This is a genomic window from Parasedimentitalea psychrophila (assembly GCF_030285785.1).
Lineage (GTDB): Bacteria > Pseudomonadota > Alphaproteobacteria > Rhodobacterales > Rhodobacteraceae > Parasedimentitalea > Parasedimentitalea psychrophila.
In genome coordinates this window covers 4,364,267-4,383,689 of the sequence record NZ_CP127247.1, presented here as the reverse complement: position 1 = coordinate 4,383,689, position 19,423 = coordinate 4,364,267, and the positions used below count along the sequence as shown (strand labels likewise).

At 58.8% G+C, this 19,423-nt stretch carries 18 protein-coding genes; 7 read left to right on the top strand and 11 right to left on the bottom strand.

Going from position 1 to position 19,423, the window contains the following annotated elements; genetic code table 11:
* Positions 1-5: 5 nt before the first annotated feature.
* From prfA to QPJ95_RS21130, 3 genes are all read left to right on the top strand, one after another.
* Positions 6-1,061, top strand: coding sequence for a peptide chain release factor 1 (gene prfA / locus QPJ95_RS21140; protein ID WP_270918059.1), 1,056 nt, complete (start codon positions 6-8; stop codon positions 1,059-1,061).
* Positions 1,058-1,900, top strand: a complete 843-nt coding sequence (prmC, locus tag QPJ95_RS21135; RefSeq protein WP_270918060.1) for a peptide chain release factor N(5)-glutamine methyltransferase — start codon at positions 1,058-1,060, stop codon at positions 1,898-1,900. Before prfA ends, prmC begins: the two co-directional genes overlap by 4 nt.
* A 225-nt stretch (positions 1,901-2,125) precedes the next feature.
* On the top strand, positions 2,126-2,863 hold the full coding sequence (locus QPJ95_RS21130) for a DUF4167 domain-containing protein (protein WP_270918061.1): 738 nt from the start codon (positions 2,126-2,128) through the stop codon (positions 2,861-2,863).
* Positions 2,864-3,022: 159 nt separating this feature from the next.
* Here QPJ95_RS21130 and rsmA read toward each other — a convergent pair whose 3' ends face one another.
* The 6 genes from rsmA to lptF form a co-directional block, all read right to left on the bottom strand.
* Positions 3,023-3,868, bottom strand: a complete 846-nt coding sequence (gene rsmA / locus QPJ95_RS21125; RefSeq protein ID WP_270918062.1) for a 16S rRNA (adenine(1518)-N(6)/adenine(1519)-N(6))-dimethyltransferase RsmA — start codon at positions 3,866-3,868, stop codon at positions 3,023-3,025.
* Positions 3,869-3,964: 96 nt separating this feature from the next.
* A complete protein-coding gene (gene pdxA / locus QPJ95_RS21120; protein ID WP_270918063.1) occupies positions 3,965-4,936 on the bottom strand; it encodes a 4-hydroxythreonine-4-phosphate dehydrogenase PdxA in 972 nt (323 codons plus the stop codon).
* A complete protein-coding gene (locus tag QPJ95_RS21115; protein WP_270918064.1) occupies positions 4,933-6,201 on the bottom strand; it encodes a peptidylprolyl isomerase in 1,269 nt (422 codons plus the stop codon). The genes pdxA and QPJ95_RS21115 overlap by 4 nt, the downstream gene beginning before the upstream one ends.
* A complete protein-coding gene (locus QPJ95_RS21110) occupies positions 6,186-8,333 on the bottom strand; it encodes an LPS-assembly protein LptD (RefSeq protein WP_270918065.1) in 2,148 nt (715 codons plus the stop codon). The genes QPJ95_RS21115 and QPJ95_RS21110 overlap by 16 nt, the downstream gene beginning before the upstream one ends.
* A 1-nt stretch (position 8,334) precedes the next feature.
* Positions 8,335-9,438 carry an LPS export ABC transporter permease LptG gene (gene lptG, locus QPJ95_RS21105; protein ID WP_270918066.1) on the bottom strand — a complete coding sequence of 368 codons (1,104 nt, stop codon included), beginning with the start codon at positions 9,436-9,438 and terminating at the stop codon, positions 8,335-8,337.
* Positions 9,435-10,577 carry an LPS export ABC transporter permease LptF gene (gene lptF / locus QPJ95_RS21100; RefSeq protein WP_270918067.1) on the bottom strand — a complete coding sequence of 381 codons (1,143 nt, stop codon included), beginning with the start codon at positions 10,575-10,577 and terminating at the stop codon, positions 9,435-9,437. The genes lptG and lptF overlap by 4 nt, the downstream gene beginning before the upstream one ends.
* A gap of 180 nt (positions 10,578-10,757) precedes the next feature.
* Here lptF and QPJ95_RS21095 point away from each other — a divergent pair, with 180 nt between their 5' ends.
* Together QPJ95_RS21095 and QPJ95_RS21090 are read left to right on the top strand one after the other, a co-directional pair.
* Positions 10,758-12,281 carry a leucyl aminopeptidase gene (locus QPJ95_RS21095; RefSeq protein WP_270918068.1) on the top strand — a complete coding sequence of 508 codons (1,524 nt, stop codon included), beginning with the start codon at positions 10,758-10,760 and terminating at the stop codon, positions 12,279-12,281.
* A gap of 7 nt (positions 12,282-12,288) precedes the next feature.
* Positions 12,289-12,747: a DNA polymerase III subunit chi gene (locus QPJ95_RS21090; protein ID WP_270918069.1), complete on the top strand. Its 459-nt coding sequence runs from the start codon at positions 12,289-12,291 to the stop codon at positions 12,745-12,747.
* Positions 12,748-13,054: 307 nt separating this feature from the next.
* On the opposite strand, the gene QPJ95_RS21085 is transcribed toward QPJ95_RS21090, so the two are convergent.
* Genes QPJ95_RS21085 through QPJ95_RS21075 form a run of 3 tightly spaced genes read right to left on the bottom strand, consistent with a single transcriptional unit; the run spans position 13,055 to position 16,153 of the window.
* Positions 13,055-13,636: a retropepsin-like aspartic protease family protein gene (locus QPJ95_RS21085; RefSeq protein WP_270918070.1), complete on the bottom strand. Its 582-nt coding sequence runs from the start codon at positions 13,634-13,636 to the stop codon at positions 13,055-13,057.
* Between the two features lie 46 nt (positions 13,637-13,682).
* The gene (locus QPJ95_RS21080; protein ID WP_270918071.1) at positions 13,683-14,303 is read right to left on the bottom strand and encodes a MarC family protein; all 621 of its coding nucleotides are present in this window, start codon (positions 14,301-14,303) and stop codon (positions 13,683-13,685) included.
* Positions 14,300-16,153: an ABC-F family ATP-binding cassette domain-containing protein gene (locus tag QPJ95_RS21075; protein WP_270918214.1), complete on the bottom strand. Its 1,854-nt coding sequence runs from the start codon at positions 16,151-16,153 to the stop codon at positions 14,300-14,302. The genes QPJ95_RS21080 and QPJ95_RS21075 overlap by 4 nt, the downstream gene beginning before the upstream one ends.
* A 198-nt stretch (positions 16,154-16,351) precedes the next feature.
* Between QPJ95_RS21075 and ndk the strand changes: the two genes are divergently transcribed.
* Positions 16,352-16,774: a nucleoside-diphosphate kinase gene (ndk, locus tag QPJ95_RS21070; RefSeq protein ID WP_270918072.1), complete on the top strand. Its 423-nt coding sequence runs from the start codon at positions 16,352-16,354 to the stop codon at positions 16,772-16,774.
* A gap of 70 nt (positions 16,775-16,844) precedes the next feature.
* Here ndk and QPJ95_RS21065 read toward each other — a convergent pair whose 3' ends face one another.
* The gene (locus QPJ95_RS21065) at positions 16,845-17,177 is read right to left on the bottom strand and encodes a TfoX/Sxy family DNA transformation protein (protein WP_270918073.1); all 333 of its coding nucleotides are present in this window, start codon (positions 17,175-17,177) and stop codon (positions 16,845-16,847) included.
* Between the two features lie 137 nt (positions 17,178-17,314).
* On the opposite strand from QPJ95_RS21065, the gene QPJ95_RS21060 reads away from it, so the two are divergent.
* Entirely contained in the window at positions 17,315-18,547 is a 1,233-nt protein-coding gene (locus tag QPJ95_RS21060) for a cytochrome P450 (protein ID WP_270918074.1), read from the top strand.
* A 19-nt stretch (positions 18,548-18,566) separates the two neighbouring features.
* Here the strand turns inward: QPJ95_RS21060 and QPJ95_RS21055 are convergent, their stop codons facing one another.
* The gene (locus QPJ95_RS21055) at positions 18,567-19,181 is read right to left on the bottom strand and encodes a response regulator (RefSeq protein WP_270918075.1); all 615 of its coding nucleotides are present in this window, start codon (positions 19,179-19,181) and stop codon (positions 18,567-18,569) included.
* Between the last annotated feature and the right edge of the window lie 242 nt (positions 19,182-19,423).

The window sequence follows — 19,423 nt, the reverse complement described above, 5'->3', positions numbered from 1 at the left end:
CACCTATGGTTCCCGAACAACGTCTTGAACAGATCATCCAGCGGTTTCAGTATATTGAGGCCTTGATGTCCGATGGCACCAGTGGCAGCGATATTGCCCAGCTGGCCAAGGAATACTCGGACCTGCGCCCGGTTGTGGAACAGATCATGTCCTACCGACGGCTCATTACCGATCTGGGTGACGCACAAGAGATGCTGTCTGACCCGGATTTGAAGGGGCTTGCCGAAGAGGAAATCCCGGTTCTGAAGGCGGCGATACCGGCTGCCGAGACCGCCTTGCAACTGGCGTTATTGCCGAAAGACGCGGCAGATACCAAGCCGGCCATGCTGGAAATTCGCCCCGGTACCGGCGGCGACGAGGCGGCGCTGTTTGCCGCAGACCTGCTGCGCATGTACCAGCGATACTCTGAGGCGCGTGGCTGGAAATTCGAGGTGCTAGAGGAGCAATTCACCGAATTGGGCGGCATCAAGGAAGTTGTGGCCCATATCAAAGGTGAAAATGTCTTTGCCCGAATGAAGTTCGAATCCGGTGTGCACCGGGTGCAGCGGGTTCCGACCACCGAAAGTGGCGGCCGTATCCACACCTCGGCTGCAACTGTCGCAGTTCTGCCCGAGGCCGAAGACGTGGATATCGAGATCAACGCCACTGACCTGCGCATTGATACCATGCGGGCCTCCGGTGCCGGTGGCCAGCACGTGAACACCACCGATTCCGCTGTGCGCATCACTCATTTGCCCAGTGGTGTCGTTGTCACCAGCTCGGAGAAATCCCAGCACCGCAACCGTGAGATTGCGATGCAGGTGCTGAAGACCCGGCTGTATGATCTGGAACGTCAGCGGGTGGACAGTGAACGCTCGGCGGACCGCGCGGCGCAGGTGGGGTCGGGGGATCGCTCGGAACGTATCCGCACCTATAATTTCCCGCAGGGCCGGATGACCGATCACCGTATCAACCTGACGCTCTACAAGCTGGATCAGGTGATGGCGGGGGATCTGGACGAGATGATCGACGCTTTGTCAGCAGACAATCAGGCGCGGCTTCTGGCCGAAATGGGCCAATGAGCGGCGCCCAGACTGCGGCGCAGGCGATGGTCACCGCCACCGCACGGCTGCGTGCCGCCGGGGTGCCGGATCCGGCCCGTGATGCCCGCGTGTTGCTGGCCCATGCGGCCCGGATCGAGGCCAGCCGGGTCACTCTGATCGCACCTGAGGATCTGGATCCTGATATTGCCGAGCGCTATGACCAGTTGATTGCGCTGCGGGCCATTCGGGTGCCGGTGTCGCATTTGTTGGGCGAGCGCGCGTTTTATGGTCGCCGGTTCAAAGTGTCGGGTGAAGTTCTGGATCCGCGTCCGGAGACCGAATGCCTGATCGAGGCGGCCCTGTCACTGCCGTTTCAGCGGCTGTTGGATCTGGGCACCGGCTCGGGCTGCATTCTAGTGACGCTGCTGGCTGAACAACAGCAGGCCACCGGCCTTGGGGTGGATTTAAGCGAAGCCGCCTGTTTGCAGGCCAGTGCCAATGCGGTGCTGCAGCGGGTGCAAGCACGGGCTGATATTCGCCTATCGGACTGGTTTCAGACCGTGGATGGAAAATTTGATCTCATCGTGTCCAACCCGCCCTACATAGCGCTGTCTGAAATGCCGGGTCTGTCGGCCGAGGTGCGCGACCACGAACCGCAAATGGCGCTGACAGATGGCGGTGACGGTTTGGGCGCCTATCGCCGTATTGCCAGCGAGGTGGGAAATTACCTGACCCGGGGCGGCCGGGTGCTGGTTGAAATCGGCCCAACCCAGGCGGTGGCGGTGGCGGACCTGTTCGAGCAGGCCGGCCTGCGTCAGATCCGGGTGGTTCAGGATTTGGATGGCCGGAATCGGGTGGTTTGTGCGCAAGCCGACTAAATGGGATGCGTTTGGTCGCTAAATTGGCATTTTTGATCGAAAAAGTGGAAAAATCCCATCCTGCCCCTTGTCTGGATGTGCTGGTCAGGGTTACACATAGGTGTCGCAGAGTGTTCGGTTTGAAATCCTTACCGGCGACACCAAGCCCAAAATGGTCGATGATCCGGCGCTAATAGGCGCACTTTGGGATCTGCGACGCAACGAATCAAGGCTGACGTTAAACAAATGAGATCGTCTAAAACACGTTCGCGGTCGAAATCGAACCGCAATCGCCCCACTGGTGGTGGTAATGTTGTGAACCGGGTGTTCGATAGCTCGGGCCCAGAGGGCAAGGTGCGTGGCACTCCGCAACAAATCATCGACAAATACAATCAACTGGCGCGCGATGCCCAGTTGGGCAATGATGGGGTCGCCGTTGAGAACTTCCAACAGCACGCAGAGCACTATTTGCGGATGCTGGGAGAGGCTCAGCGCGAGCAGGATACCCGTCGCGAAGAGCAGGAACGGCAAAATCGGGAGCGCCAGGTTGAGCGCGACCGGGAACGCGCCGAGCGTCAGGAACGCGATGCCGCGGCCCGCAGTGACGCTGCGGCCCGGAATGAACCGGCAACCACCCCTCGCGATGATCCAGCAGGGGCGCCACAGCCTGATGTCCTGGAGGTGAGCAACACGGTCGAACCGGCAGGGGATTCCGGTCTGGTCGAGACGCCGGAAAGCAAACCTAAAAAAACCAGCACTCGCCGCCCGCGGACGCGAAAACCCGCTCCAAGACCTCAGGAACCAGTCGCCGTCAAAGCGGTAGAGGACCCTGTCGTAGCCAAGGCTGCAACACCCGTGGCGCCGGTCGCGCCCAAGGTTGAGGCACCGGTCGCGCCCAAGGTTGAGGCGTCGGTCGCACCCAGAGCTGAGGCGCCCACGGCGTCAGACCGTAAGGCTGGAGATGCGCCTGAAGCGGCTGAGTAAGCCTGTTTTATTGAGACAGAGAATAGAGACAGAGAAAAGCCCCGGTCCAGTTGGACCGGGGCTTTTTGCATTTGGGGTGTCGTGGTGACACCTCGCAGAATGTCAAAACCATAGCTGTTCTTGCGCCGGGGATTGGCAAGCCATAGGCGGGTGTCGCCGTCAGGTCCCGGGATTCAAGCTGCGTGCCAGGGCGCAGAACGCTTCGAGACCAACCTGCTCTGCGCGCTCGGTCGGAGGAATGCCGGCAGCCTTCAGGTGGTCTTCGATGTCGGGAGACACGCTTTTCAGTGCCGACCGCAGCATTTTCCTGCGCTGGTTGAAGGCGGCGGCCACCACCTGATTCAGGGTGCCGGCATCTGCTGGAAACCGAGGTTCGGGCAGCGCCGTCAGATGGACAACTGCGCTGGATACCTTTGGCGGTGGGGTGAAGGCTCCGGGCGGCAGCGACATCACGATATGCGGCTCGGCGCGCCACTGTGCCAAGAGGGCGAGACGGCCATATTTCTTGGTGCCCGGCTGCGCCACGATGCGTTCGGCCACTTCGCGCTGGAACATCAGGGTCAGGCTCTGCCAGAACGGCGGCCATTGTTTGGGGGTCAGCCAGCGCACCAGCAATTCGGTGCCGATATTATAGGGCAGGTTGGCAGTAACCCGGATTGGCGGGGTCAGGTGTTCAAGTGGATTGATCTCCAGCGCATCGCCTTCGATCACCTGCAGACGATTGGGGTAGGCGGCGGCGACCTGGGCCAGCGCGGGCAGGCAACGTGCGTCTTTTTCGACGGCCAGCACCCGGCGGGCCCCCTCGGCCAGCAGGCCTCGGGTCAAACCACCAGGGCCGGGGCCGATTTCCAATACGTCGCAGTCAGACAGATCACCGGCCAAGCGGGCGATCTTGGCGGTCAGGTTCAGGTCGAGCAGAAAATTCTGGCCCAGTGATTTGCGGGCGGAGAGCTGGTGGTCTGCAATAACCTCGCGCAGGGGAGGCAGGCTGTCGATGGTGGTCATATTGTTTCTAACTTGGGGTTGGGCGTTGGGACTGGACGTTGGGGAGGCTTCAAAACTTTATGCCTCCGGCGGGGATATTTGCAGCCAGATGAAGGATCAAGAGGATTTGGCCATGGTCTGCGCCATTTTGAGCGCTTCGATCAGGCTGCTGGGATTGGCCTGTCCCAAGCCGGCGATATCACAAGCAGTGCCGTGGTCGGGGGAGGTGCGAATGAAGGGCAGGCCGAGGGTGACATTGACGCCGCGATCAAAATCCAGTGTTTTGATCGGGATCAGCGCCTGGTCGTGGTACATGCAGATGGCAGCATCATAACGGGCGCGGGCGGCGGCGTGGAACAGGGTGTCGGCGGGATGTGGACCGGTGAGATCATAGCTGTCACTCTGCATGTCTTGAAGCAGGGCATTGATCCAGTCGAGTTCCTCGGAGCCCATCGCGCCGCCTTCGCCCGCATGAGGGTTCAGGCCGGCCACTGCGATGCGCGGGTGAGGGATTCCAAATTGGTCTTGCAATCCTTTGACCGTGATCTCGATGGTTTCGCGTAGCAGAACCGGGGTCAGATGCCGGGGCACCTGGGCCAGGGCAATATGAATGGTGGCAGGCACCACGCGCAACTGCTCGCAGGCCAGCATCATCACCACGCGGTTGCGCCCGGCCAGCGCCGCCAGGAATTCGGTGTGGCCCGGATAGGCAAAATCAGCCCCGTCGATCAGGGCCTTTTTATGGATTGGTGCGGTACAGAGTGCCGAGGCCTGGCCGCTCTGGACAAGGCTCACGGCTGTTTCGATCGACTGGATGACACCTGCGGCGTGCCGTGCAACAGGCAGTCCTGCGATGGCGGCACCGTCAAAAGCCATCGGTAAAACCGGCAGTGCGGTGGCGCAGACAGTCAGGGATTCGGCGGCGGTGGAAATTTCCACAAACGCAGTGCCCTCAGGAAGATGACGGGGATCGCCGATCCAGAAAAACGGGCAACTATCGCGCAGCTTGTCCCAGGCCTTGGCGGCGATTTCAGGGCCCACTCCGGCGGGCTCCCCACAGCTGAGGGCAATGGGGGGGAATGGGCTCACTTTATCACGATTTCGGCGTCGGCGCGAAGTTGTTCAATGAAACTGGCGGCATAGGCCTCAAGCCGTTGTTGGGTGAGCGCATTTGCGACCCCCTGACGGCCGTCATCCTCGTCGGTGCCCAGATCAGCGGTGCGGCCGCACATCATCAGCAGCACCAGGGTTTGGCCATTGTTGCGGGTCAGCACGGCAGAGGTCTCGCCACTGTCAAGTTTTGCCAGCTCCAGTGCCACATCCAGCGGGATCTCCGCCGGCGCCAGGCTCTGGATCTCCAGCACCGCAGGATCCTGGTCTTTGGCGATGCCGTAGAGGTCGTCACAGGTGTCGATCTGGGCGGCGAGCTGTTGCGCGGTTGCCTGCGCCTGCGGGCTGTGGCCACCTGCAATCAGGTAGCTGGCGTATTCAATAGCGGCAAAGCGAGGGGCGGCACCGGCGACTTCCCGGACGTCGCGCATCTGAAACAGGGCAATGGCGCCTTGCACTTGCAGCGGCGAGGTGATTTCGCCTGCGTTCAGAGCCAACACAACTTCCTGCAGTTGTGGCGGTAGCTTGGTCAGTGAGACCCAGGGCAGGTGACCCTGATTGTTGCGGCTATCGGCAGCGGAATATTGTGTCGCGGCGGATGAAAAGGCTGAAAAGCTGTCCAGCTGGCTGATTTGTTCTGCGAGTTCTTTAACCTGACCCACATTCTGTTCATTGATCGGGATGATCACTTCGGACAGCAGCACCTGCACACCACCGGTGTCGGCCCGGCCCATGGCCCGGTCGATTTCGCCTTCACTGGGGCGCGCCAAAGACAGGAACCGCGAGCCGACATAGTCCCGCCAGCTCAGGCCGGCAATGGTGTAGTCGCGCAGGGTTTCGGGGGCCACATCATTTTCCCCCAGCGCTTTGAGAAATTCCTCGAGGGTCAGGTTGGCCCGCCCGGCGAATTCGGTCATGCCAAGGGTAATTGCATCTTCGGAGAGCGTGATCCCGGCCTGGGCCGTGGCCTCTTTCTGGAGCCGGTCGTTGATCAGATCCTCAAGCGCCCGTTTGTTGGGGTCACCCGGGGTGCCAAGCAGCCGCATGAACTGGGTCCGTTGTTCCAGTTCGTATTTTGTGATCACCGATTCATTGACGGTGACAGCTGGCGAAAATAACCCCTGTGCTGACGTGGATTGCGGCACAATGACCGCCGCACCAAGAAAGAGGGCCGTGTAGGTTAAACGGATTGTGCCGCGGACCAGATCCGGGGCAGAGAACCAAGACTTTAGGAATTGCTGCATGATCGCCTGTAATTTTGTGTGCCGCTATCAACGGAAAACCCGTTCAATGCGATGGTAAAGCCGAAATCGGTCGAAGGCTCAACACTTGATGTGGTAGTATAGCGCCTGTTAACCGAAAGATCGACCTTGACGCATTCGTTTGTGTAGACAAATCCAATACCGGCGCGTGACGCACGAGAATCGGAAATATCGTAGCGCAGATTGGCGCTGGCGGACCAGTTCGAGTGAATCTGATAGCGGCCATTGAACCAAAATTCCGAGGTTTCCTCGGTTCGGCCTTCGGCCGCATCGGTGCCCAGCCATAGGTAGCTGCCCGAAATCTGGGCGTTCTGGTTGGACCAATCGCCGCGAAGTTCGGCCTTGGAGAAGTTCAGCGCGCCATTTAGCAAGCCGCGGGTTGTGATAGCGATATCGTCGTTAAGCCTGAGCTGCCCGGCCATCAATATATCGGAGGAGGTGCCGCTAAGGCCCGAAGATTTGGTGAATTGGCTGTCTGCAGTGCTGCGAAACACCTGGCCGAGGGCGGCGGAGGCCTGCCAGCCGTCTTGCGAATACCGAGCCCAGTTGATGCCATAAACCAAGGTCACGCCATCCTCGCGGGCATCGGTTGCCGGAAACCGGGACATTTCCAGCAAATTGCCCTGATCAAACTCGACGAAATTGCTTTCGTCATTTGGCACCGCATCGCCAATGGTATCGGTCCAGCCCAGCTGCACAATAGGTTCCAGGAATTCCGTGCCCCCAGAGGTGGATTGGCGCGTCATCGGCAGTCGAAATGTAATGGCACCGCGTGGCGTCAGACGGGATTCATTTGACGAATATGTACTGTCATCCTGAATGTTGAACGCATCGGCGGACAGGCCAAATTGGGTCTGGGTGACAACTCCGTTCTGTAGGTGCCATTCGCGTTGCCAGTTGGCATCCACCGTGGTGCGGGCGATATCGCGACCTATAATATCAGTGTTCGAAGAGCGGTTGTGGGCGTGGGCCAGCAGGGTCATTTGCAACTCACCGCCCAGTTGCTCAGGGTGAAAGCGCTGCTGATAATAAATGTCACCGATCGAGGATGGAATTTCAGTCTGCTCGTCGGAATCCCGCAGCGTTTTGTAGTAGATCATACTGGTGTGGAACAGGCTGTCGCGATTGACTTTTGTCAGCGTCAGTTGCGAGCGCAGACGGTCGAGATCTGGCAGCCCGTAATCGGCAAGATAGGCATCGTCCGAGACGGTTCTGATTTGAAATTCAAGATTGTAGCCTTTGCGCAGATCGAAGGCGCCATCAGCAAACAGATAACCGCGGGTATCGCCGGGCTGCAGGTCATCGCGGGTCAAGGCGCCTTCGACTTCCAGTGTTCCCGTTTTGAAGGCCTGTCGGTAGCGGGCGTCAAGGGTGCGTGTTTTGGACGACAGGTAGGGGGCCAGTGTCAGGTCCCGGGAGTCGCCCAGAGTGAAGAAGTAAGGCACTTTGACCCCGGTGCCCAAACCCGACGTGGTGCGTACTGACGGCACCAGTAAACCCGAGGCGCGCTCTAGTGTCGGATCGGGCAGGCGCAGAGCTGGGAAATAGAACACTGGCACATCCAGAATTCGGAACTGTGCGTTCTCAAAGTAGAGCTGTCTCTCCAGCTGGTCGTGGGTGACCTTCTCGGCCCGGATTTGCCAGAGCGGCGGCGAGCCATCATCACAGATCTGGCAGGAGGTGGCCGATGTCTTGTAGAGTTGCGTATAGCGACCACTGACCCGAGTCATCTGCACCGAGGCCAGTTGCAGCTGCTGCTGAAACACCATGCGGGCCCCCTTGAGGATACCATTGCGGAGGTCTTTGTCCATGTCAGCGGCATTTGCCAGAATGGTGATCTCGCCGCCCTGATCTATGCGAATAGGGCCTTCAATATGAAGGGTGCCCTTGTCGCGGTCAAAGGTGATTTTCTGTGCCCGCAAGCGGATGTCGCCCTGATAGGCTTCGACATTGCCCTCGGCGATCAAGGTGCGGTCCGGGGTGATGTAGACCGTATCGGCAACCAGCAATGCCGGCCGTCTGTCGTCCACTGACACCGAGGTTTGCTGGGCACCGGCCGTTGAGGCCAGGATCATCCAGGGAACCAAGGTCAATACATAAAGAGTACGACGCATGTCAGCCGTCCTCCGCATGCAGCAGCAGGCCAAGGGTCAACAGGACCGAGGCAACCGGCGGAGCCCAGGCCGCCAGGCTGACCGGGATCTGGCCGTTCTCGCCGAGGATTTGAGCGAAATTACGGATGAAATAGAGGCCAAAGCCCAACAGCACGGCTATCAGAACCGCCAGCCCGGTGCCTCCCGACCGCGCGTGACGCATGGTGAAAGCTGCGCCGACCAGAACCATGGCCATCAGAAACAACGGCCGCGCCAGTTCTACCTGAAACCGAACTTCATGCCGTTTGGTCGAAAACCCGGCCTGGCCAAGGACCCGAATTGTTTCTGGCAGGTCATAGATCGAAACCCCGTCGGCAGATCCAAGACTGTCGCGAATGCGATCCTGGGTCAGGGTTGTCGGCAGTCTAAGTTCGTCATGAATGGCCGAGTTTGTTTCAGGGTTGAGACCGGGCGTCAGAGGCCAGGCCTTGGCATTTTTCAATAGCCAGACGTCCCCCTGAATTTGAGCACTTTCAGCGATGATCTGGCGCACGGGCCCTCCGTCGGGAGCATAAGAAACGATGGTGACATCATACAGGCTGATATTGCCGGCCTCACCGCCATAGCCGGCGGCATGAATGACGGACTGGCCCTGAGCCCCGCCCTGGCGCAGCCAAAGGCCCTCACCAGACAGCGACAGCGCCGCTGAGCCGTCGGTGCGGTAGGAATCCGCCAGATCTTGATACCGGTTTGAGGTGGCTGCAACAATAGGGTTCAGCGTGGTGACTGTCAGCACGCCAATCAACGCAGCCATGCTCAGCGGTGCGGCCAGGGCGCGCAGCCCTGACCGGCCTATGGCACGGGTCACCACCAATTCGCTACTGCGTGCAAGACCGACAAACAACACAATGGTGGATAGAATCATGATCAGCGGCAGAAACTGGTCCAACGCCGCTGGCGCCGTCAATAAGGTCAGGTTTACCAGCTGACCAAAACTAAGACCAAACCCGTCAAAACGACGGAACTGTTCGTTGAGGTCGATCAACATCACCAGCGTAAGCAAGACAATGCAAATGATGGCGAACCATTGCAGGAAGCGGCGCGCATAATAGAGGTCTAGCGTCACTGGGCAGCCTCTCTTGTTGCCGGTTGTGAGGGGCGTCTAAACAGTTTGATCGGATGTGCTGCAAGTTGAAGGAAGATGGCTGCGATCACCAGCCCAATTGCCGAGGGAAGATAGATCAGTGGCCAAAGATCGGCATTCTCAAGGACCGGCCCAGCCACCACGCCGCGCAGACCTTCGATGACAACCAGCAGCACAAAGGCCAGCAGCGCCTGACGCCACACTCCGAACCGTGAAAATGTCCCCAGCATCAGTGACGAAAACCCGATCAACACAACCGCGACGCAGACAAGCGCCCGGGCAAAGCGCAGATGCAGTTCTTCGGTCAATTGGCCGCGACTGAATTTTTCCCGCTCGGCAATCTGATCCAGACGCGTCAGCAACTCATAACTGGGAATAACCCGAATGCCGCGGTTTCTTTGCCCGTTTTTGTCCGTCAAGCTACTTATATCATATGAGAAATCAGAAAAGACAGTTGATGATAGCTTGCGGCCCTGAAGATCCATGCGAAGCGCCATTCCGTCCACCATCACCAGATGGGAGCGATCCTGTTCTCGAACCAGAAAGGCCCGCGCCCCGGTATAGAGGACGCTTTGACCCGGGGTGCGCCGGTCGGAAAGGAATACATCGTTCAGCGTTCCGTCCGGGTCGATTTTGCGGATGTAAACGGTGACGCCCTTAGCGGGGTGCAGGAAACTGCCTTCGTTCAACAGCTTGGCGGTAATATTGCGGGTGACTTCGGATTCACGGTCCTTCAGCTGGCCAATCGATGCAGGCAGCAGGAAATGGGTGAGCACCGACATCATCAGCGCGGTGACAACACCAAAAACAAGCGCTGGCCGGGCCATTTGCCAGGGGCTGGTGCCGGTGGCCCGCAACACTGTCAGCTCACTTTCTCTGCTCAACCGGTTGGTCACCCAAACCGCCGAGGCAAAGGCGGCAACCGGCAGAACCATCCGCACAAGGTTGGGCAGCGCCAATGTGGTGAATTCAAGAAATACAAGCGCCGATTGTCCATCGCCAATCAGCCGATCAAACAGCACCACCGCCCGGTTGATCCAGAATACCGCCACCAGGATCAGCGAGAAGAAGCCGAAAAACAGTAGATATTGGGACAGCAGGTACCTGTCGAATCGTGACACTGCGATCCCCCCAGATCTAGCCATATTTATTGTCGTCGATGTTAGCGTAGATTGAGGCCGGGTAAAACTGCAATTTCCACGTCAACGCAGATCCTTCGCCTTCGACTGCCCCTAGCCAATTGCGGTGTCGCAGGCTAGCTGTTGCAGCACCTCGTATCAACCTAAGCTGGAGCCCGCTTCATGAGCCATCTGACACCAATCCGTTTTGTCGATTACGACCCCAAGTCACTGTCAGAACAGGTCGGGCGTCTGGTGATCCTGATCACCCCCGAGGGCCTCATGGATCAGGCTGGACGCAGCGCCAACCGACTGAGCAAAGGCGCCTTGGCGCGGCTCATCGCCAGCGACAGTTTTAAGAAAGCCAAGACCGGCCAGATCATCTCTCTGGGCTGGCCTGCCGGACTGCAGGTCGAAGCGTTGGATGTGCTGGTACTGCCACGCCGGGTCACTCCGATTGAGGCCCGCAAGGCCGGTGCGGCCCTGGCCAAAATAGGGGCCGGCAAGATCATGACGGTGATGGCCGGATCAATGCCCAAAGCCGCCGATCTGGCGCTTGGTATTGCTCTGCGCAGTTACTCATTTGATCAGCATAAAACGGCCCAGGACAGCAAGACACTCGACGCCGTGGTGATTGCGCATAAGGCGCATGAAGAGACTGCCACCAAATTTGCACCGATGCTGGCGGTGGCCGAAGGCGTCCACATGACCCGCGATCTGATCAATGAGCCCGCCAATGTACTGACCACAACCGAATTCGCCAACCGCCTGGTTGAGATGGAAGCCATCGGCCTGAAGGTCGAGGTGCTGGACGAGCCGCAGTTGGAAGAGCTGGGGATGCGCTCGCTGCTCTGTGTCGGTCAGGGCTCCGATAGCCCCTCCAAAGTGGTGATCATGCAGTGGAACGGCGGCCTTGAGGGCGAGGCTCCACTGGCGCTGGTCGGCAAGGGCGTGGTGTTTGACACTGGCGGTATCTCATTGAAACCGGCGGGAGGCATGGAAGATATGACCATGGACATGGGCGGGGCGGGCGTGGTGGCCGGCACCATGCGGGCGCTTGCGCTGCGCGGCGCCAAGGCCAATGTGGTTGGCTTGGTTGGGTTGGTGGAAAACATGCCCTCTGGCAATGCCACCCGTCCCGGCGATGTGGTGACATCGATGAAGGGTGACACCATTGAGGTGATCAACACCGATGCCGAAGGGCGTTTGGTGCTCTGTGATGTGATGTGGTACACGCAAGAGCGGTTCAACCCGGTTGGCATGATTGATCTGGCCACCCTGACAGGGGCCATTATCGTAGGCTTGGGGCATGAAAATGCCGGTGTGTTTTCGAACAATGACGCGCTGTGCAATGCCTTTCTCAAAGCCGCCGCTGCCGAAGATGAAGGTGCTTGGCGGATGCCCTTGGGAAAGGGCTACGATGATCTGATTAAATCCCGTATTGCGGATATCAAGAACACCGGTGGTCGCGCAGCGGGATCCGTTACCGCAGCCCAGTTCCTGAAGCGGTTCGTCAAGGACGAGACCCCTTGGATTCACCTGGATATTGCCGGCGTTGCTTCGGTCAAGGCAGACACCAGCTATGCGCCCAAGGGGGCCACCGGCTGGGGCGTGTCTGCGCTGAACCGGTTGGTACACAATGGCTTCGAGACGCAGACCGAGACGCAGACCGAGACGCAGACCGAGACGCAGACTGGGGCGGAGTGAGGCGATAATGGGCGCGGTCTTCTTTTATCACCTCACCCGCAGGTCCCTAGAACAGACCCTACCCATGCTGCTGGAAAAGGCAGGGGGCGCGGGTTGGCGGGTTGCGGTTCGCGGTCGGGACCCGGATCGCATGGGGTGGTTGGACGAACATCTCTGGCAGGGCGCTAAGGATAGTTTTCTGCCACACGGGGTGCAGGGTGGGCCCAATGATGCGCTGCAGCCGGTACTTCTGACCACTGGCGCGATGGCTGCCAATACCCCGGATTGCGTGATGGCTGTCGATGGTGCATCGGTGAGTTCGGACGAGGTGGAGGCGCTGCAGCGGGTCTGTGTCTTGTTTGACGGCACCGACGGAGATGCCGTCAAACGCGCGCGCAGCCAATGGAAGACACTGACGGACGCTGGCTGTTCTGCACAATACTGGTCCGAGGCCTCGGGCCAGTGGGAAAAAAAGGCAGAAACCTGAAGCCAGGGGCGCTGCCCCTCTTGGCCTGCGGCCAATTCACCCTGAGGTATTTTGGACAAGAAGAAGCAGGCCCGGCTCTCCTTTTAACCGAAGGTTAACCAAAACCTGATTTACTTCCTATGCGGTACAGGCTGAGGAGCCAATGACCGCACAAGGAGAAACCTCGCTGCGCGATCCATCTGCGTCCCGTGGCGGGGGGCCTTGCGATCAGCCTTAAAGTGTCTTGCCGCCGATGTGGGCGCCACCTGTTTTTCTTCTTGTTTCAAATACCTCCGCCGGAGGCCTGCGCCAATAGGCGCATTTTTTGTCAGCGGGTCAATACCAACGAGCCGTTGCGAATTTCAATGCTGGACCAGCGTTGAAGATAACTCATACCAAGCAGCGATTGGTCCAGTTCGCCTTGATTGACCCAGGCCCGGATATTGGTGTCAGTGATGGGGCCCAGTGAAATGCTGTCGAGCCAGACCGAGGCGGTGCGCACCTCTCCGTTGGCCGTGTTGGCGCGGCCCAGGTAGGCCAGGGCATCAGGGTCTATTCCGGCCCTGCGCGCATCTTTTGCGTTCAACACAACATCGGTGGCGCCGGTATCGACCAGAAAGGTGACAGGCACGGAATTGATGTTGAGGGTCAGATAATAGTGACCGTCGGCTGAGCGTGGTACCGCGATCTGGCCGCTGTTGCGGATCACGGATTGTTGCGACAGGACCGTGCGGCGGATGTCATCCCAGAGCCCATAACCTGCAATCACGCCCAGAAAGATAAAGGCCCAAATGGCGAGCTGCTGTATTGTTTTTCCCAGCCGCTGGCGGTTTTGTACAAACACCCAGGACCCCACGGCGGCCAGCATCAGCACAAGGTAGATCACCCGGCCAAAATCGACATCTGTCATCAAGCATCCCCCCTGCAGTCTAATTTAGACATCGATGCTGAACTTGCTAGCCTGCAAATCCGAAGTCCTTTAGCCCGTCGAGAATGAACTGCACCGACAGGGCGGCCAGCAGCATTCCCAGAAGTCGGGTGATCACATTGATGCCGGTTTTGCCCAGCATGCGCTCAAACAGGCCAGAGGCGAGAAACATCACCACCAGCACGGCCAGCACCGCCAGCATAACGGTTATCACCATGGCAAAGCCTTCGATACCTGGCCTTTGCCCGGCCAACAGGATCACCGTCGCAATCGAACCTGGTCCGGCAATCAGCGGCATTGCCATTGGAAAAACCGAAGGATCGTCAATGTCGTCGTCGCTGCCCTGATCTTGCCGCCGCTTTGTGCGCCGCTCAAACAGCATGTCCAGTGCGGTGAGGAACAGCAGGGCGCCGCCAGCCACCCGGAAGGCGGCCATCGAGATGCCAACAAATCCCAGCACCGCCTCGCCAAAGGCGGCAAACAGGGCCAGCAGTCCGGCTGCGGTGAAGCAGGAGCGCAGCCCGACCGAGCGCCGTCTGGCTGGGCTCATGCCTTGAGTCAGTGCCAGAAATACCGGTGTCAGGCCAATCGGATCCACAATGACAAACAGCGTCACAAACGAGGTGATCAGAAAGGCCGTGTCGATCATAGAGCTTCCGCTTTTTCCAGTTTCTCCAGCGCCTTCATCCACATGGTCTCGGCACGCCCCAGGGCAATCATGACTTCGGCGTGCTTGCTTTGCCAGACCTTGGCCTGATCCTTGTTCTCGGGCTGGTACATCTCGGGATCACCCAGTTTGGTGTCCAGCTTTTCCTTCATCTGCGTCAGCTTTTCCACCCGCTGCTCGCTTTTGCGGGCATCTGAGCGCAGCGCCAAAATGGCATCCCGGGTGGGGCGTTTGGGTTTTGCCTTTGCTGCGGCCGCTTTTGGGGCTGGCTTGTCCTTGGCCAGCAGCAGGTCGCGATAAGAGGCCAGATCGCCCTCATAGGGGGTCACTGTGCCCTTAGAGACCAGCCACAGGCGATCGGCCACCAGGCTGAGCAGGTGCATGTCGTGGCTGACCAGGATCACCGCACCGCTATAGGCGGTCAGCGCCTCGACCAGCGCCTCGCGGGATTCAATATCCAGGTGGTTGGTCGGCTCATCGAGAATCAGCATATGCGGCGCATCAATGGTCGCCAGCAACAAGGACAGCCGCGCTTTTTGGCCGCCGGACAGCCGTCCGACTTCGGTGTCAGCCTGATTGGCGCCCAGGCCAAATCCGGCCAGACGGGCGCGCAGTTTCGACTGGCCCTCGCCGGGGCGTTCCCGTTGCAGGTGCATCAGCGGCGTTTCGTCAATGAACAGCTCGTCGACCTGGTGCTGGGCAAAGAAACCGATGCGCAGTTTGTTCGACTGGGTCATCTTGCCCGACATCACCTGCAGGCGCGCCGACAGCATCTTGGCCAGGGTGGATTTACCCTCGCCGTTTTTGCCCAGCAGGGCAATGCGGTCGTCCTGGTCGATGCGCAGGTCCAGATTGCTCAGGATCGCCTTGCCGTTATAACCAACCGAGGCCCCCTCGGTGGCGATGATCGGTGGTGACATTTCTTCGGGCTCGGGGAAGGTGAAGACCGTGCGCGCGGCATCTTCGGGCGCGCGGATGGTTTCCATCTTCTCCAGCATCTTGACCCGGCTTTGCGCCTGCTTGGCCTTGCTTGCCTTGGCTTTGAACCGGTCCACAAAGCCCTGCAAATGGGCGCGACGCAGATCTTGCTTTTTGGCAGCGGCGGCTTGCACGGCCCGGTTGGCAGCACGCTGACGGGCAAATTGATCATAGTTGCCAGAGTAATAGGTCAAGCCGCGTTCTTCGACATGCAGGATGCCACCGACCGAGCGGTTCAGCAATTCGCGGTCGTGGCTGATGATGATCACGGTATGTGGGTATTTCACCAGATAGGCTTCAAGCCACAGCGCGCCTTCGAGGTCGAGGTAGTTGGTCGGCTCATCCAGCAGCAGCAGGTCCGGTTCGGAAAACAGCACCGCAGCCAGGGCCACCCGCATCCGCCAGCCGCCAGAGAAGTCTGAGCAGGGGCGTTGCTGCGCTTCGACGTCGAAACCCAGACCCTTGAGGATCGAGGCGGCACGGGCCTCGGCGGACCAGGCGTCGATATCGGCCAGACGGGTCTGAACGTCGGCGATCCGGTGCGGGTCGGTGGCGGTTTCCGCCTCGGCCATCAGCTCAGCGCGTTCGGTGTCGGCGGCCAGAACGGTGTCGATCAGCGACACGTTCGATGACGGGGCCTCTTGCGAGATGCCGCCGATACGGGCCTTGTTGGGCAGCGATATGTCGCCTGATTCCAACACCAGTTCGCCGTAAATCAGCCGGAACAGAGTGGTTTTCCCGGTGCCATTGCGGCCAACCAGGCCAACCTTGTGCCCATTGGGAATGGTGGCGCTGGCGCCTTCGAACAGGGGCCGACCTTCGACCGCGTATGTGATATCTTTGATGCGTAACATAAAGCCGGACGTAGCAGACAGTGACGGTGTGCGCCAGTCTCTGTTATGGGGTTCGATGCGATCTGTTTGTTGCGGCATTTCCGGCGGTCAGACGCCGACTGTCCCCTTTCCAAACGGTGGCTGCCGTGCTACCCGAGCGCCAAATTAGATCACTGGCGGTGGGGCGTTTTGCCCGACCCCAATAACAGGAGAAGCCCGATGGCTCTGGAACGCACATTTTCGATCATCAAGCCCGATGCAACACGCCGTAACCTGACTGGCAAGATCAACGCCAAATTCGAAGACGCCGGCCTGCGCATCGTCGCACAAAAGCGTATTCACCTGACCATCGCGCAGGCGGGTGAGTTCTACAAAGTACACGCCGAGCGTCCGTTCTACGGTGAGCTGTGTGAATTCATGGCGTCGGCTCCTATCGTTTGCCAGGTTCTGGAAGGCGAAGGCGCCATTGCCAAGAACCGTGAAGTCATGGGCGCAACCAACCCAGCAGACGCTGCCGCCGGCACCGTGCGCGCTGACTTTGCTGAGTCGGTTGGCGAAAACTCGGTTCACGGCTCCGACGCTCCGGAAACCGCTGCTGAAGAAATCGCTTACTTCTTCTCCGGTCTTGAACTGGTTGGCTAAACCTTAGCCGGTTTTGAAAATTGATTGGGCCGTCTGTTAACGCAGGCGGCCTTTTTTGTATGATGAGGGCTTAGCGGCGTTTCTCGACGACACCGATCTGGTTCAAGGTCGCCTCCAGCTCTGACAGCCCTTTGTCAAAGGCGCGGCCCTTGATGTCGTCAAACCGGACGCGAAGCGCCTTTTTTTCCTCCCCCTTGCAGTCATTCCACGGCCGACCCTGCAGGCCCATCACCAACACGTAATAGCCAATGAAATGGGGTCTGGTGCCGGTTTTCAACAACTGCTCATAGGTCTCATCAGCGCCTAGCTGCCGCAGCTGTTCAGCCGTTTGGATGCCCGCACGGGCACAAGCCTCTTCATATGCGGGGCCAAGGTTGCGGATCGAGGATATCGGTGTGTTCATGTTTCGTTTCTATCCGGGCTGAACGCGGTTGTCATCCATAGAAAACGCCCGGACAGAGACCGTTTGCCCCTCCTGGCAATTGACAGTGTACTTACAGTCATTCACCCTATCTGTGAAATTGAGAGAGGGTGATGGGAATGGCCGCAAACAGAGCGTTGCAAGCAAATGTGAATATTGAAGGCTTTGATCTAGCGAATCCGCCGCAGGGGTTTGTTGACGATCCTTTTCCCTACTATGACGCGCTTCTGGCAGAGGCTCCGGTTTTGCCGCAGCCGGATGGGTCGGTGATGCTGTGCCGTCACCGTGATCTGGATCGTATTTACCGTGATACCACCCTGTATTCGTCAGATAAAAAGGCGGCATTTGGGCCCAAGTTCGGGGTTGGTTCGCCACTGTTTGAACATCACACCAGCTCGCTGGTGTTTTCCGACCCGCCGCTGCACACGCGGGTGCGCAGGATCATGACCTCGGCACTGGCGCCGCGCGCCATTGCCCGAATGGAGACAGGGTTGATCGCAACCGTCGATCATTTGCTGGAGGATATGGCGCAGCGAGATCAGGTGGATCTGATCGAAGATTTTGCCTCCTCTATCCCGATCCAGATCATTGGCAACCTGCTGGACGTACCGATGGAGGAACGCGGACCGCTGCGGGACTGGTCGCTGGCGATCCTCGGGGCGTTGGAACCGTCGCTGAGCGCCGAACAGCTGGCGGCCGGTCAAACGGCAGTTGCCGAGTTCAAAGCCTATTTGTCGGACCTGATTGGACGGCGGCGGGCGCAGCCGGGGGATCTGGAAAACGATGTGCTGACCCGATTGATTCAAGGGGAGGGGGCCGACGGCACATTAAGCGAAATCGAGTTGATTCAGAACTGTATCTTCATCCTGAACGCAGGCCATGAAACCACCACCAACCTGATTGGCAACGGATTGGCCCTTTTACAGGATCATCCGGATCAAAAAGAGCGATTGCTGAACAGCCCTGAGTTGATCAAACCGGCCATTGAAGAGATGTTGCGGTTTCGCTCTCCCAATCAGCTGGGCAACCGCGAAACCACGGCAGAGGTTGAGATCGACGGCAGGATCATCGCCAAGGGCACCAATTTGCATCTGGTGATTGGCGCAGCTAATCGCGACCCGGATGTGTTCGACGCGCCCGAGATTTTCGACATATCACGGGCCCGGAACCGCCACCTGGCGTTTGCAGGTGGTCCGCATGTCTGCGTGGGTCTGACGCTGGCGCGGATGGAAGGCTGGATTGCGATTGGACGATTTTTGAATCGGTTCCCGGATTTTCAGATCCTTCCCGGTCGCATAGGTGGAGGCCGGATGAGGTTTCGCGGCTACGCCAAGCTTCCGGCTGTGCTGTAAACGCCGGTCCCAGGACGCATTAGAACAGACCGGCTTCTTTTGCAGTGATCGCAGCCTGGGTTCTGTTTTTTGCGTCCAGTTTGCGACACAGGGTCCGCACATGCAGTTTGATGGTCACTTCCTGCAACTCCAGATCGCGGGCAATTTCCTTGTTGGATTGTCCGCGGCAAAGACCGCTCAGAACTTCGACCTCGCGCGGGCTGAGTTTTTCAGCCAAAGGGTGAACGTTTGCAGGTGATTGCTCTCTGAGCAGCTCAACCGGGACATATACCTCGCCTGCGCTCATGAAGCGGACGGCGTTCAGCAGCGATTTAGCCCCCATGGTTTTTGGCAGATAGCCAATGGCGCCCGCGTCCAGCGCATCCTGAGCGGTGTGGGTGGGGGCGCTGCCGGACAGGATGGCGACGCCCTTGCCGCCATTGCTTTTCAACGCGCGCGCCAGCCCCTCGAGGCCAAACATCCCCGGCATGTTGTAATCGAGCAGAACAAGATCAAATGGACCAGTCTTTTCGATCTGGTCCAGTGCATCTGGCAGGTTGACGGTCGAGGTTACTTCGGCGCCGCCTACTGAATGCAGGTAGGCGGATATGGTGTCACGAACCATGTCGTGGTCGTCTGCAAGTAATATGCGCATGAAACTCACTTACTGGATTAAGTTCCCCCATATTTTCAATATAGCGGTAAACTTGCCAATACCATCCACTTTTGTGAAATGGAGAGCGTTTTTTTTCGACCTAAATGCTTCAAATTTTTATGGACATCACCCTCGAAGTTCAGGGTTGGGCTGCTCATTTGAGACCTGATAAGCTTGGCTGAGGAGGGGGCGACCTAAGTACAGCCCATATACAAAAGGATAGTCGGGTATACTTAGGCTAA